Annotated in this window: 11 protein-coding genes; 7 read left to right on the top strand and 4 right to left on the bottom strand. The window is 64.7% G+C overall.

What is annotated here, in order from left to right; all coding sequences use genetic code 11:
- The 3 genes from EOA23_RS23310 to EOA23_RS23300 all read left to right on the top strand — a co-directional run.
- On the top strand, positions 1-1,503 hold a 1,503-nt coding region (locus tag EOA23_RS23310), incomplete at its 5' end, for a GMC family oxidoreductase N-terminal domain-containing protein (protein ID WP_127305880.1).
- Complete coding sequence (locus tag EOA23_RS23305) at positions 1,500-2,711, top strand: mandelate racemase/muconate lactonizing enzyme family protein (RefSeq protein ID WP_127305879.1); 1,212 nt, start codon at positions 1,500-1,502, stop codon at positions 2,709-2,711. The genes EOA23_RS23310 and EOA23_RS23305, both read left to right, overlap by 4 nt.
- Positions 2,708-3,625 (top strand): NAD(P)-dependent oxidoreductase, encoded by a 918-nt coding sequence (locus EOA23_RS23300; RefSeq protein ID WP_127305878.1) that lies wholly within the window; start codon positions 2,708-2,710, stop codon positions 3,623-3,625. The genes EOA23_RS23305 and EOA23_RS23300 overlap by 4 nt, the downstream gene beginning before the upstream one ends.
- Positions 3,626-3,697: 72 nt before the next feature.
- Here EOA23_RS23300 and EOA23_RS23295 read toward each other — a convergent pair whose 3' ends face one another.
- Positions 3,698-4,636, bottom strand: a complete 939-nt coding sequence (locus EOA23_RS23295; protein WP_127305877.1) for a diacylglycerol kinase family protein — start codon at positions 4,634-4,636, stop codon at positions 3,698-3,700.
- An 826-nt stretch (positions 4,637-5,462) separates the two neighbouring features.
- On the opposite strand from EOA23_RS23295, the gene EOA23_RS23290 reads away from it, so the two are divergent.
- The gene (locus EOA23_RS23290; RefSeq protein ID WP_127305876.1) at positions 5,463-5,978 is read left to right on the top strand and encodes a hypothetical protein; all 516 of its coding nucleotides are present in this window, start codon (positions 5,463-5,465) and stop codon (positions 5,976-5,978) included.
- Positions 5,979-6,026: 48 nt separating this feature from the next.
- On the opposite strand, the gene EOA23_RS23285 is transcribed toward EOA23_RS23290, so the two are convergent.
- Positions 6,027-6,653: a hypothetical protein gene (locus tag EOA23_RS23285; RefSeq protein WP_127305875.1), complete on the bottom strand. Its 627-nt coding sequence runs from the start codon at positions 6,651-6,653 to the stop codon at positions 6,027-6,029.
- 140 nt (positions 6,654-6,793) lie between these two features.
- On the opposite strand from EOA23_RS23285, the gene EOA23_RS23280 reads away from it, so the two are divergent.
- On the top strand, positions 6,794-7,288 hold the full coding sequence (locus tag EOA23_RS23280; protein WP_127305874.1) for a DUF2314 domain-containing protein: 495 nt from the start codon (positions 6,794-6,796) through the stop codon (positions 7,286-7,288).
- A 2-nt stretch (positions 7,289-7,290) separates the two neighbouring features.
- On the opposite strand, the gene EOA23_RS23275 is transcribed toward EOA23_RS23280, so the two are convergent.
- Together EOA23_RS23275 and EOA23_RS23270 are read right to left on the bottom strand one after the other, a co-directional pair.
- A complete protein-coding gene (locus EOA23_RS23275) occupies positions 7,291-8,262 on the bottom strand; it encodes a DUF3137 domain-containing protein (RefSeq protein ID WP_127305873.1) in 972 nt (323 codons plus the stop codon).
- A 79-nt stretch (positions 8,263-8,341) separates the two neighbouring features.
- Positions 8,342-9,385, bottom strand: coding sequence for a CapA family protein (locus tag EOA23_RS23270; RefSeq protein WP_127305872.1), 1,044 nt, complete (start codon positions 9,383-9,385; stop codon positions 8,342-8,344).
- Positions 9,386-9,533: 148 nt separating this feature from the next.
- On the opposite strand from EOA23_RS23270, the gene EOA23_RS23265 reads away from it, so the two are divergent.
- The gene (locus EOA23_RS23265; protein ID WP_127305871.1) at positions 9,534-10,790 is read left to right on the top strand and encodes a hypothetical protein; all 1,257 of its coding nucleotides are present in this window, start codon (positions 9,534-9,536) and stop codon (positions 10,788-10,790) included.
- Between the two features lie 319 nt (positions 10,791-11,109).
- Positions 11,110-13,748, top strand: a 2,639-nt coding sequence (gene uvrB, locus EOA23_RS23260; RefSeq protein ID WP_127305870.1) for an excinuclease ABC subunit UvrB, incomplete at its 3' end; no start/stop codon positions are given.

Here is a 13,748-nt window from a genome sequence, read left to right as displayed (position 1 = left end):
GACCGGCGCTTCTACGTCCAGATGCCGCTCGGCTACGGCAAGACCTTCTTCGACCCGGCCGTCAACTGGAACTACAAGGCCGAGCCGGATTCCGGCTTAGCGGGCAATGCCGACCACTGGCCGCGCGGCAAGCTGCTCGGCGGCTCGAGCTCGATCAACGCCATGGTCTTCATCCGCGGCGCGCGCGAGGATTTCGACGCCTGGGCGGCCGCCGGCAATCCGGGCTGGGGCTATGACGATCTGCTCCCCTCCTTCAAGGCGATGGAGGACAATGCGGCCGGCGCCGACCAGTGGCGCGGCGTCGGCGGCCCCTTGCACGTCACCGATTGTTCGCGCGCCGTGCACCCGCTGACCAAGCGCTATCTCGCCGCCGCCGAACAGGCCGGCCTGCCCTTCAACCCGGATTTCAACGGCGCCTCCCAGGAAGGCGTCGGCGTCTATCAGATCACGACCAGGAACGGCCGCCGCATGTCGGCTGCCCGCGCCTTCCTGCGGCCGGCAATGAAACGCCCCAACGTTCGCGTCGAGACAAAAGCGCTGGCGATAAGAATCCTGTTCGAGGGCAAGCGCGCGGTCGGCATCGAATATGAACAGAACGGCGAGACGAAGACCGTGCGCGCCGGCCGCGAGGTGATCCTCTCGGGCGGCTCGATCAACTCGCCGCAATTGCTGCAGCTCTCCGGCGTCGGCCCCGCAACGCTGCTTGGCAACCTGGGCATCCCGGTTGTCCAGGCCAACGGCAATGTCGGCGCCAATCTGCAGGACCATGTCGGCATCAACTACACCTTCAAAGGCAAGCTGCCGACGCTGAACCAGATCCTGCGGCCCTGGTGGGGCAAGCTGCTCGTCGGCATGCAATACATCCTCTTGCGCTCCGGTCCGCTGTCGCTGTCGATGAACAATGCCGGCGGCTTCTTCCGCACCGATCCGTCGATGGCGCGGCCGAACATGCAGCTTTATTTCCAGGCCTTCTCGACCGTCATCCCGAAGAGCGGCGAACGTCCGATCCTGACGCCCGATCCTTGGCCGGGCTTCTCGATCGGCCTGTCCAACTGCCGACCGTCGAGCCGCGGCGAGATCATGATCCGCTCGAGCAATCCGCGCGACTACCCGAGGATCACGGCCAACGCCTATTCGACCAATGCCGATGTCGACGAGATGCTGGCCGCGGTGAAGTTCGTGCGCAGGATCGCCGCGATGCCGGCCATGGCCGAGGTCATCGAGGAAGAGGTGCTGCCCGGCCCGTCGATAAAGTCGGACGCCGACCTGATCCAGGATTTCAGGAAGCGCTCGGGCACAGTCTATCACCCGGTCTCGACCTGCCGCATGGGGCCGGACGCGGCACGCGCCGTCGTCGATCCGCGGCTCAAGGTGCACGGGCTCGAGGGCCTACGCGTCATCGACGCTTCGATTTTCCCCGACAACATCACGGGCAACACCAACGCCGCCTCGATCCTGACCGGATGGAAAGGCGCCGACCTGGTTCTGGAGGATCAGAAATGAAAATCACCGACGTGAAGACCTGGGTTGTCGGCAACCCGCCGCCCGGCATCGGCGGCAAGTATTTCATCTTCGTCAAGCTCACCACCGACGGCGGCGTCGTCGGCTATGGCGAAGCCTACAACGCCACTTTCTCGGCCCATGTCACCGCCAGGATGATCGAGGACATGGCCGAACGCTACCTCGTCGGCCGCGACCCGCACGATCTCGAAAATCTGTTCCGCCGCGTCTATTCGTCCGGCTTCACTCAGCGCCCGGACGTCTCCGGCATGGGCTGCTTCTCGGCGCTCGAAATGGCCTGCTGGGATATCATCGGCAAGGAGGCGGACAAGCCGGTCTACAAGCTGCTTGGCGGCCAGGTGCATGAGACGCTGCGCTCCTACACCTATCTCTATCCGCACAGCGGCAGCGTTCACTCGGAAGATGCGCGCGGCCAGAACGTCTACAACGACCCCGACCTGGCTGCCGCCTGCGCGCTCGAATATGTCGAACAGGGCTTCAACGCCGTGAAGCTCGACCCGGCTGGGCCCTACACCGCCTATGACGGCCACCAGCCGCGCCTGATCGACATCGACCTCTCGGCGCGCATGATCAAGGCGATCCGCGAAGCCGTCGGTAACAGGGCCGACATCCTGTTTGGCACGCACGGCCAGTTCACTGCTTCGGGTGCGCTGCGCCTGGCGCGCGCCCTCGAGCCTTACGATCCGCTGTGGTTCGAGGAGCCGGTGCCGCCGGATATGCCCGAGGTGATGGCGCAGGTCGCCCGCGGCACCTCGATCCCGATCGCCACCGGCGAGCGGCTGACGACGAAATTCGAGTTCGCCCGCGTCATCGAAAACCGCGCAGCGACGATCCTGCAGCCCGACCTCGGCCGCTCCGGCGGCATTCTCGAGACCAAGAAGATCGCCGCCATGGCCGAGGCCTACCACATCCAGGTGGCGCCGCACTGCTATTGCGGCCCGATCGTCGGCGCCGCCAACATCCAGCTGGCGGTGACGCTGCCCAACTTCCTCATCCTGGAATCGCTGAAGCAGTGGGACGGTTTTCACGAAAAGCTGCTCAAGAAGAAGATCGAATGGCAGGACGGCAACGTCATCCCGTCGAAGGAGCCGGGCCTCGGCGTCGAGCTCGACGAGGCGGTCTGCGATGCACATCCCTATAGCGGCAAGGACCTGCATCTGCAGATGATGCAGACGCCGTTGATGCCGTGACCCTCGCTTACGCCTTCATCGGCCTTGGCCATCTCGGCGGCAACCTTGCCGCCAGCCTGCTGCGCAACGGCTTTGCCGTCACCGTCGTCGATCGCGACCCGGCGTCGATCGAGCGCCTCGTCGCGCTCGGCGCCACGGCGGCGGCGAGCCCCGCCGAGGCCGCCGCCCGCGCCGGCAATGCGATCACCTGCCTGCCCTCGCCCAAGGTCAGCGAAGCGGTGCTCGCCGGCCCGGACGGATTGCTTAAGGGCCTGCCTAAGGATGGCACCTGGATCGAGATGTCGACCAACGGCCGCGATGAGATCTTGCGGCTCGCCGCGCTAGCTTCTGCAAAGGGCATCGAGACGCTGGAATGTCCGGTCACCGGCGGCGTGCATCTGGCCGCTGTGGGCAAGATCACCGCGCTCGTCGGCGGTGACGCAGCGCTCTACGAACGCCACCGGCCGGCCATCGAGGCGATGTGCGCAAGATCCTTCCTGATGGGACCGGTGGGCTCGGCGGCGGTGATCAAGGTCATCACCAACATGCTGGCCTTCATCCATCTCGTCGCCGCGGGCGAGGCGCTGATGCTGGCCAAGCAAGGCGGTCTCGACCTCGCCCAGGCCTATCACGCGATCGTGGCCTCTTCCGGCAACAGCTTCGTCCACGAGACCGAAAGCCAGCTCGTGCTCAACGGCTCCTACGATATCGGTTTCACCATGGACCTGGCGCTGAAGGACCTCGGCTTCGCGCTGGCAATGGGCAGGGATTTCGGCGCGCCGCTCGATCTGGCGTCGCGCGTCAACACGATCTTCGAGCAAGGCAAGCGTGCCTATGGCGGCGACGCCTGGTCGACCCAGATCGTCAAGCTGCTCGAGGATACGGTCGGCGTGGAGCTTCGCGCGCCGGGCTTCCCGGCCAAGCTCGAACTGTAATCCGGCAAGAATTTAGCCAGCTATTTCAATCACCTGACCACTTCGGCTGAATCAAGCCCTCAGCCAGTTGATTCAACCTCTGAGCCTCAGCGCGCCGGGCAGGATCTCGAACGTCGCCGGAATCCGCCCCGGCGACTCGCCGTCTATGTCGACCAGCGCGCCATTCTTCTCGGCATCGCCCAACGGCTCGACCAGCACCTTGCGGCCGCGCAGGATCGTGATCGCCGGATGGTTGCGGTGCCGCCCGCCATAGAGCAGGCGGATGTCTCTTATCAGGCCGAGCTTGCCGGCTGCGCGCAGGATGACGATGTCGAACAGGCCGTCCGCTAGCTCGGCGTCCGGCGCGATCATCATGCCGCCGCCGAAGAATTTGCCGTTGGCCACCGCAACCAGGGCCATGCGCGCCTCGACCGGCTCGCCGTCGTCGATGGTGATCCGGACGTCCTGGAAGCGGTAGCGGACGAACTCCAGCACCGTGCGCCAGAAGAACAGCGCCTTGGCCGAGACCCTGCCCTTGCGCTTGTCGGCATTGACGGCGCGATCCGTCGCGCCGGACAGGCCGAGGCTGGCGATGTTGATGAAGTGGCGGCTGGCCAGCTTGCCATGATCGTCGATGTAGCAGACCCGCCCGGCGTCGACTTTTCGCGCCTTGGTATCAGCGATCCGTTTCAGCGTGGCATCGATGCCGCGCGGCAGGCCAAGCCCACGCACGAAGTCGATGCCGGTACCGCAGGGCAAAAGCCCGAGCTCGCTCGTCCTTCCGATCTCGTCCTGCGCCTGCAGCAGCCCGTCGGCCACCTCGCTGGCGGTGCCGTCGCCGCCGGCCGCGATCACCAGCTCGCATCCGCCGACGGCGAGGTCGATCGCCAGCCGCTCGGCGTCGCCGGCGGCTTGCGTCTCGCGCAGGTCGAAATCGCCGAAATTCGTCTTGAGCGATGCCGCCACCTCCGCCCAGTGCCGCTTGAGCCTGCCGCCACCGGCTATCGGATTGAGAACCACCCCGACCTTCAATCCGACCTCCCCCGAGGCATATCGCGCGAAATACGCGGCGGAGTCCGCGCCGGCGCCCGAAGTCTTCTGCCGCCCCAAACTCTTTTGCCGACATTGAAACGCGGACCGGGCGGCGCGACAAGGCTCCAACAATCGAAGGTCGCTAAAAAAGCGGGGCAGGCTGTCTAAGGGGTGCGGCCGCCGAATTCCGAGGCTTTTGCCCTCGGTCCCCGATAATCCCGCTATCCACAGGCGGGTAGGCATTCCGCAAACCGCTTACCCGGCGTACATTCAACCCATCTCAGGCGGCCACTGAACGCCCCAGCCGAAAGGCAAAAGCGCAAGGCGGATTTCCTGAGGCCCGTACGGCCCAGAACGAGAGCAGGTTCGCCTGTTGGAGGGACGGATGCCGAGACCTACGGGTGCCGCGGAAAGCGTGCCAACGCCGACGGCGGACCGATGCTGCCATGAAGGCCGGGAAAAACCTTCGATGGCACGCTGCGCGAAGCCCGCAAGGGTGGAGATCGGCGTGGTCTGGAACGGGCGCTGCCTTCGGGCGGCGACTGGCAGGACCGTCAAAATCAAGGCCGGCCTGGCGCGACGACTTTACGGAAGTTGCTGCCTCAACCGGTTCCTGATCTGACAGGGAGGCGCTGGGAGAAATCCCAGCGCCGACTGTCTTTTTGGGCTAGCCAAGTCTGCCTGAGGCATTTTGGTCACAGTCGCCGCGTGAGCAATCTTCGGAAACCTCCCGTCATCCACATTTCACAATCGCGGCCAAATCCCGCCTTGTTCGGCATGGATTGATGCAAGTGGGGAATGGGAGCGATTTCGAAGGGACAAGACCGTGATCAAGACCGCCCTTGTCGCCATGACCATTGTCGGCTGCGACTGCGACGCGAAGCTCTGCGAATATATCGGCGAGACGCCGGCCAAATGGGCGACGATCGCCGACTGCGAAGCGGCGATGAAGAGCCAGATGCTGCACCAGCGCAATTTCAACTATCCGCTGGTTTCGGGCATCTGCCGCGTCAAGGGCTCGGCCTCTTCCTCCGAGCTTGCCGCGAAAGCCTCCAGGCCGGATCTGAAGCCCAGGAACCGCGTGGTCGAAACCATCGCCCCGCTGCCGCCCGAGCTCGACCATCGCCCAAGCGTTCCAGTGGGCGGAACCGTGACGGCCAGCGAAACGGAAGCCGCGAAGCCTGTCGCCTTCGATGGGTCGGTCGATGGCGGCCGCGCCGAGCTTTACCGCACCAAGGCCGGCTATGCCGTGGTCAAGACCGATCTCAGCCGCGCCGCCGGCGCGACGGTGGACGCGGCGAAGCGCTCGGCAAGCTGGTTGGCCGGATTGACTGGGCTGTAAGCCCATCCAATTCAGGTCAGGCCGGCCTCACCTGAATATCGGCACGCCTTACAGCTTGACCTTGAGAGTGTCCCAGAACTTGTCGATCAAAGGCTGTTCGGTCGCATTGTCCTGGTCGCCGATGCGCGTGATGAAGAGCAGCCCCTGATCGGCTGTGCCGAAGCCGACGATCTCGAAATCCGCCCTGTCGGTGCGCGTCTTGACGGTGGCCTTGAGGCCGGTCAGCTCCTTGCCGTCGGCGAGCTTGCGGGTCGTCGGCTGCTGTGTCAGCTGCCCGCCTGCCTGGACCGTTTCCCTGGTCATCTCCTGCAGCATCAGCTGGTTGAGGGAGACCGGGTTCATCTCGTCGTATTTCTGCACCACGACGAGGGTGCCGAGCGCCGATGCCATCAGATACTGGGCGACGCCGTCGCCGAGATCGGTCTTCGTGACCGAATAATTGCTTGGATGGACGAAGGAGAAGGTGCCGCCCGAGAAGGTGGCGAAGTCATTGTGCTCGAGCCTCACCTTGCTCGTCTTGCCGCTGGGGAGCTTCACATCGATATCCTCGCCCGGATCGATGTCGACGGTCACGCCATCGATGGTCAGCTTGAACGCCTTCGGGTCTTCGGCACGGACAGCCCCGGCGCAAAGCATGATCGCGCCGAACGCCGCAGCCGCCAGTCTCAATCGCATGTCCTGTCCTCTCCGTGCAATTTCGACGTAGCGCTTATCATTTTTTGAAGACGGTTGACGTTGTCACTCTGCAACACCCGGTTGATCACATCCCCGCGATGCGGAAAGATAGCGGCCTTTCGAAAATGGGGGGCCCTTCGATGACCTTGGCTGTTCGCGCCGCACTGTGTCTTATCTGTGTGTTGGCGCCGGCGATCGCCGACGCGCAGGCTACCGACCCGAATGACGACCGTGTGACCATATTCGCTCCGGGCGATCCGGAAATGGCAGCCGCGACAAAGCAGGCGCTTTCTAGCCTCGACGAGTTCCTCGCGCTCGCCGACAGCCCTCCGGCCGGCACGTCGCGCTTCAAGCTGAAGGTGAAGGTAAAGGACGGCAATATCACCGAGCATTTCTGGGTCGTGCCCTTCCGCCGCACCGAAGCCGGATTTGTCGGAATCCTGTCGAACCAGCCCGCCGAGGTGCATAACGTCGTGCTCGGCCAGAACATCGAATTCACCAGGGATGACATTTCCGACTGGGGCTTCACAAGGAACGGCCATCAGGTCGGCAGCTTCACCGTCTGTGTGATGCTCAAGAAGATGTCGAAGGAGGAAGCCGACGACATGCGCGCCAAGTACGGCTTCGACTGCTAAGCCTAGCCAACCGACTCGTCCTTCGCGCCGATCTTGCGCACCAGCGCGGCCGTCGCCAGCATCGCACCGAGATCGGCGATCATCGGCGCGACATGTCTGTTGTAGTCGATCGGCTGCGCAATATCCGGCAGCTCGAAGAAGTTCTTCGATCGCGGCATCAGCAGAAAGCCGTCGCTGCCGCTGAGCGCCACCCGCGCCTGGTCGTAGGGCCATGTCTCGCGCAGCCAGGTCAGCGCCTGCGCCATCCGGCCGGTGACCAGAGGCCGCGCCGCCTCGACATTGTCGGTGCGGAATTCATAGCTCTCATCGAGGTCTTCGACGCCGGATGAAAGCTCCTGCATCTTGGAGGCGAACATGCCGCGGAAGAAATGCGCCACCTTGCCGGCCTTGCGCGCCGCGACCAGCGTTCCCGGGAACGGTTCGATGGTCTCGAACGCGACAATGACGCCCTTGAAGGCGATCGTCTCGCTCTTGCCGGAGCCTTCCCAGAGCCTCGCCTCGTAGAGCTCGAAGGGAAAATCCTCGTAGCTTCCGGAAATGACGTCGTCGAAGCTTTGCCGGTTGAACGCCCCGACGGTTTCGCGCGGCATCCTGTCGAAGGAGTTCGACCGCACGCCGTGCTGATAGCGCACGTCGCGCACGAAGCCGAAGATCATCGGCAGCAGCGTGTCGCGGAAGGATTGCTGGAGCCGGGTCGCCGGCCGCAGCGCCTGGAAATAGAGCAACGACGCGACGATCATGCCGCCGAGATAGAGAAAGACATGCGGCGTCGAGAGCCACTGTTCGTGCGGATCGGCGGCGGCGTTGAACAGCCAGGCTGTCAGCGCGACGAAGACGACGAGCAGGCCGACAAAAACCGGCACGCGCCAGCGGACCTGTCTCTGGGCCGACGCCCTTTTCGCCTCATACGCCTCGATGCCGCGCCTGATCCCCGCGATCACCGCCTCGCTCGGCATGAAATCCGCTGCTTCCATGGCCACCCCGGCCGCCACTGAGATCGGCTTATGATAACGGCTTTTGCGCGAAAGTCGCCTGCGCTTGCGACGGGTGGAGCTAGTCCCCCGAAATCGGGAAAACCGTCTCCAGCCGCGCCGCAACCCGCCGCTTGAGCGCGCCGCCTAGAGCCTCCACCGGCACCAGCCGCTCGTGGTTGCCTGCTTGCAGTCGCATGAAGAAATGGTGCCGGTAGGCGGCGATCCTACCGTGCGTGGCCGGATCGGCGCTGACGTCGACCACGAATATCGAGCCGATGCGTGCGGGCCATGGCGGCCTGGCCAATGCGGTGCCGAGGAAATCGCCGAGCCCATAAGCGGTGACGCCGCCACCGATGCGCTCGACCGGCTGCACGACATGGGCATGATGGCCGACGATCAGCCCGGCGCCCTTATCCGCCAGCAGACTCGCCAGCGCCCGCGTCGCCTTGCGCGGAAAATGCCGGAACTCCCAGTCCCAATGCGGCACCGCGCAGGTAAGGTCGACGCCGGACATGGCGTCGGGCGGCCATGCGGCGGCCTGCATCGAGATCCGTTCCTCGAACGGCGCGGGGCCGGTGTTGCGCCAGAGCGTAAAGGCCGCGAAGCCGATGGTCAGCGATCCGGCGGCATGACTCTGGACAGGTCCGCCGGCAACCGTGCCGATCGTCCGGATCCCGAGCCGGTCGAGCGCCGCAAGCGTTTCCTCGAAACCGGCTATGCCCTGATCGAGCACGTGGTTGTTGGCCAGGGACAGCACCAGCCTTTCGCGCGCGATGCCGGCGGCTGCGAGCGCGTCGGCCAGGAAATTCTCGCTCATCGCATGATGCGTGCCGAGCCGCGTGCCCATGGTCGTGTATGGACGTTCGACGATCGGGCTTTCGCAATTGCCGACCACAAGGTCGGCGGACGAAAGCAGGGCGGCAATCGCCGGATCGCATTCTGGCGCATCGCGATTGGCGACCGCCGAGATGTCGCCGACGAAGGCCAGCCGCACGGTTCGCATCGGCGGCGGATCGATCAGCCTCGCCTCTGGCGCCACAAAACCGCTTCGGTCGCCGCCAAGCGACGGTCGCAGCAAGCGTGGCAACCACGACAGTTTGTAGGAAAGCGGGTAATTCGACACGGGCAGGTCCAGTTTTGCTCTCTCTAGACTGTCTGCCCGGCCGATTGAAGCCGGCCGCCGTATCGAAAGCAGCCCGCCAATCGGCGTGGGCTAGGCGACGGCTCGAGTCAAATATGTGTATGCTCGCGACATGACGCAGTGGAGGGCGATGACGATGCGTAGAACGATCCTTGCAGCAGCCTTGTTTGCATTCCTGCCGGCGACCTTCGCCTGGGCGGAAATGCCGGACGCAGCCAAGTCCTTGTTCGAGGCGAAGAGCATGGCCGAGCGGAACGCGGCGCTGTCGACGCTGGAGGCGGCAGCGGCCAAGGACCCGGCCTCGGCCTATGCGGCGGGCGCCGGTGAATTCTTCACCGCACTCGAGCTCCTCGCCGGAGGCCTGCATCGCCACGGCTTCGATAGCCCGAAATCCTTCATGCTGCCGCTGATGCAGTTGCCCGTGCCGGACAATCCCAACCCGCAGCCGCTGACCTATGAGGAATTCCGCGCCATCCTGGTCTCGTTCCGCGACCGCCTGGAAAAATCCGCCGCAACGCTGGGTTCCGTCCCGGCCAACGCCGACATCGGCATGGTCGTCGACCTCACCCGCGCTGGCATCGATCTCAACGAGGACGGCGCCATCGCGCCGGACGAAAGCTTCGCCGCGATCATGGCAGCGCTCTCACGCGGCAGCGTCGACACGAGCGCTGCCGCGCCCTCGCTCACCTTCCGCTTCGACCGCGCGGACGGTTTCTGGCTGCAAGGCTATGCGGAGTTCCTGATGGCGCAGGCCGATTTCTGGCTGGCGCATGATTTCAAGGCCATGTTCGATGGCTCTTTCCACATGCTGTTCCCGCGCGCCAAACTGCCGCTGCAGGACGCGCTGGTGCCGCTGGACGGTGGCATGAGCGGTAACATGTTCGCCTCGGAATGGCGTTTCGCCGACTTCATCTCGCTGGTGCATCTCGTCAACTGGCCGGTGATCGAGCCGGAACGCCGGCAGGCCGCGCGACGCCATCTGCTGGAGATGATCCGGCTGTCGCGCGAGGACTGGAAAGCGATCCTGGCCGAGACCGACAACGACCGCGAATGGCTGCCGGGGCCGCAGCAGAAAGGCGCCAATCCCCTCACCGGCCTCGACGTCGGCCAGGAGCAGGTAACCGCTTGGCTCGCCACGCTGACCATGGCCGAGGACCTTCTCGAAGGCCGCGTGCTGCTGCCGCATTTCCGCATCGCCGGCAAGGGCATCAACATGAAGCGCTTCTTCGACGAGCCGAAACCCTTCGACCTAGTTCTGTCGATCACCGGCCCCGGCATCGCGCCCTATCTCGAAAGCGGCAAGATCCTCACCAGCAACGATTTCGACCAGATCCAGCGCGAGTTCGGCGGCGCCGGCTTTTTGACGTTTGCGCTGTGGTTCAATTAAGGGTCGCAAGCCTTGGGTTCCTCACCCCATGAAATGGGGGAGAGGTAGCTCGGCGAAGCCGAGACGGAGCGGGAGCGCCGGTTCGGGCGGCGAAAGAGCCTCGAAGAGAAGGGCTTCCGCCTTACGAAGCCCCCTCTCCGTCCGCTTCGCGGACACCTCTCCCCCGCCTCTGGCGAGGCGAGGAACCGGGTCCGCGTTAACCTCTCTCAGCGGATCATGACGCCTCTCCTGACAGCCTTCTGTCAGCAGCCTCAGCACCTGGCCGGCGCTGTTTCACTCGGCCCTTTCCATTTCGGCCGAGTCCACCCATATTCGGGCCATGGCCAGACATCCTGACAAGAAGACGCCTTCGCAAGACGGCGCGCCGAAGCGGCGCAGTCCGCTGACCGAATTCCTCGACGCCGCCGAACCGCTGAATCCCGGCGGCTTCGCCGAGGCGCCGCAGGCCGACTTCACCGGCGCGCCGCTGACCGGCTCGATCTCCGATTGGGCCGGGCAGATCGAGCGCGAGGCGGAAAAGCAGCCGAAGGCGAAAGCCCCGAAGAAGATCCCCGAACGCTCCTCGGCGCCCGGGCGGACGGCGCGCGGCACCTCGATGGGCGGCGCGGCCTCGGCCAAGGAGCGCGCCGCCGCCGGCCTCAACCCGGTGGCCGGACTCGACATCAGCCTGGAGGACGCCGAGCAGGTTTCGTCCAGCGGGGTTACCGCGACCGTAGCCGCGCTGTCGGCGCTGATCGAATCCGGCAATCCGCTGCACAAGGACGGCCAGCTCTGGACGCCGCACCGTCCGGCCCGGCCGGAGAAGTCGGAAGGCGGCATCGCCATCAGGATGGTCTCGGACTTCGAGCCGGCCGGCGACCAGCCGACCGCGATCAAGGATCTCATCGAAGGCGTCGAGCGGAACGACCGCACCCAGGTGCTGCTCGGCGTCACCGGCTCGGGCAAGACCTTCACCATGGCCAAGGTGATTGAGGAGACGCAGCGCCCTGCCCTGATCCTGGCGCCCAACAAGACGCTGGCCGCGCAGCTCTATGCCGAGTTCAAGAAGTTCTTCCCGGAGAACGCGGTCGAGTATTTCGTCTCCTACTACGACTATTACCAGCCGGAAGCCTACGTTCCGCGCACCGACACCTATATCGAGAAGGAATCCTCAATTAACGAGCAGATCGACCGCATGCGCCACTCGGCGACGCGCTCGCTGCTCGAACGCGACGACGTCATCATTGTCGCTTCTGTCTCCTGCATCTACGGTATCGGCTCGGTCGAGACCTATACGGCGATGACCTTCCAGATGCAGGTCGGCGACCGGCTCGACCAGCGCTCGCTTCTCGCCGACCTCGTCGCCCAGCAATACAAGCGCCAGGACATCAACTTCGTGCGCGGCTCGTTCCGCGTGCGCGGCGACACGATCGAGATCTTTCCCGCCCACCTGGAAGACCGCGCCTGGCGCATCTCGATGTTCGGCGACGAGATCGAGTCGATCACAGAATTCGATCCGCTGACCGGGCAGAAGACCGGCGAGCTGAAGAGCGTCAAGATCTACGCCAACTCGCACTATGTGACGCCGCGCCCGACCTTGAATCAAGCCATCAAGTCGATCAAGGAAGAACTCAAGCATCGCCTGCAAGAGCTTGAAAAAGCTGGACGCTTGCTGGAGGCGCAGCGGCTTGAGCAGCGCACGCGCTTTGACCTGGAGATGCTGGAGGCGACCGGCTCCTGCGCCGGCATCGAGAACTATTCGCGCTATCTCACCGGCCGCGCTCCGGGCGAGCCGCCGCCGACGCTGTTCGAATATGTGCCGGACAATGCGCTGATCTTCATCGACGAAAGCCACGTCACCGTACCGCAGATCGGCGGCATGTATCGCGGCGACTTCCGCCGCAAGGCGACGCTGGCGGAGTACGGCTTCCGCCTGCCCTCCTGCATGGACAACCGGCCGCTGCGCTTCGAGGAATGGGACGCTATGCGCCCGCTCTCCGTCGCGGTTTCGGCGACGCCTGGCGGCTGGGAGTTGGAGCAGTCCGGCGGCGTTTTCGCCGAGCAGGTCATCCGCCCGACCGGCCTGATCGATCCGCCGGTCGAGGTGCGCCCGGCCAAGAGCCAGGTCGACGACGTCGTTGGCGAAATCCGCGAGACGACGAGGCTCGGCTACCGCACGCTGGTCACTGTGCTCACCAAACGCATGGCCGAGGACCTTACCGAATATCTGCATGAGAACGGCATTCGCGTCCGCTACATGCATTCCGACATCGACACGCTGGAGCGAATCGAAATCCTGCGCGACCTGCGTCTCGGCGCCTTCGACGTGCTGGTCGGCATCAACCTTCTGCGCGAAGGCCTCGACATTCCGGAGTGCGGTTTCGTAGCCATTCTCGACGCCGACAAGGAAGGGTTCCTCCGTTCGGAAACCTCGCTGATCCAGACCATCGGCCGCGCCGCTCGCAATGTCGACGGCAAGGTGATCCTCTATGCCGACCAGATCACCGGCTCGATGGAGCGGGCGATGGCGGAAACCAACCGTCGCCGCGAGAAGCAGATGGAGTGGAACGCCGCCAACGGCATCACGCCGGAATCGGTCAAGTCGCGCATCGCCGACATCCTCGACTCGGTCTACGAGAAGGACCACGTCCGCGCCGACATCTCGCAGTTCACCGACGACGCCGGCGCCATGATTGGCAACAACCTCAAGACCCATCTCGAGGCGCTGGACAAGCAGATGCGCGATGCCGCCGCCAATCTCGACTTCGAGAAGGCGGCGCGCGTCCGCGACGAGATCAAGCGACTGCGCGAGATGGAGCTTGCCATCTCCGACGACCCGCTGGCGCGCGAGGTGGAAAGCCAAAGTCCTGCCTCGGGCCGCGAGAAGGGCAAGCACAACAAGGGTGTCGCCAGGCACCGCACGGCCGAGGAGCAGGAGCATTTCCGCAGGCTCGACGAAGCGCGCGCCGCCGAGGAAGC

This window comes from Mesorhizobium sp. M2A.F.Ca.ET.042.01.1.1 (assembly GCF_003997405.1).
Classification (GTDB): Bacteria; Pseudomonadota; Alphaproteobacteria; order Rhizobiales; family Rhizobiaceae; genus Mesorhizobium.
The sequence above is the reverse complement of the archived record's forward strand: the minus strand, read 5'-3'. Positions and strand labels throughout refer to the sequence as shown.

Bases quoted from the DNA above. Each gene is read 5' to 3' on its own strand.
- EOA23_RS23285 (WP_127305875.1), bottom strand. From the start codon at position 6,653: ATGCGATTGAGACTGGCGGCTGCGGCGTTCGGCGCGATCATGCTTTGC.
- EOA23_RS23275 (WP_127305873.1), bottom strand. From the start codon at position 8,262: ATGGAAGCAGCGGATTTCATGCCGAGCGAGGCGGTGATCGCGGGGATC.
- EOA23_RS23305 (WP_127305879.1), top strand. From the start codon at position 1,500: ATGAAAATCACCGACGTGAAGACCTGGGTTGTCGGCAACCCGCCGCCC.
- EOA23_RS23265 (WP_127305871.1), top strand. From the start codon at position 9,534: ATGACGATGCGTAGAACGATCCTTGCAGCAGCCTTGTTTGCATTCCTG.
- EOA23_RS23280 (WP_127305874.1), top strand. From the start codon at position 6,794: ATGACCTTGGCTGTTCGCGCCGCACTGTGTCTTATCTGTGTGTTGGCG.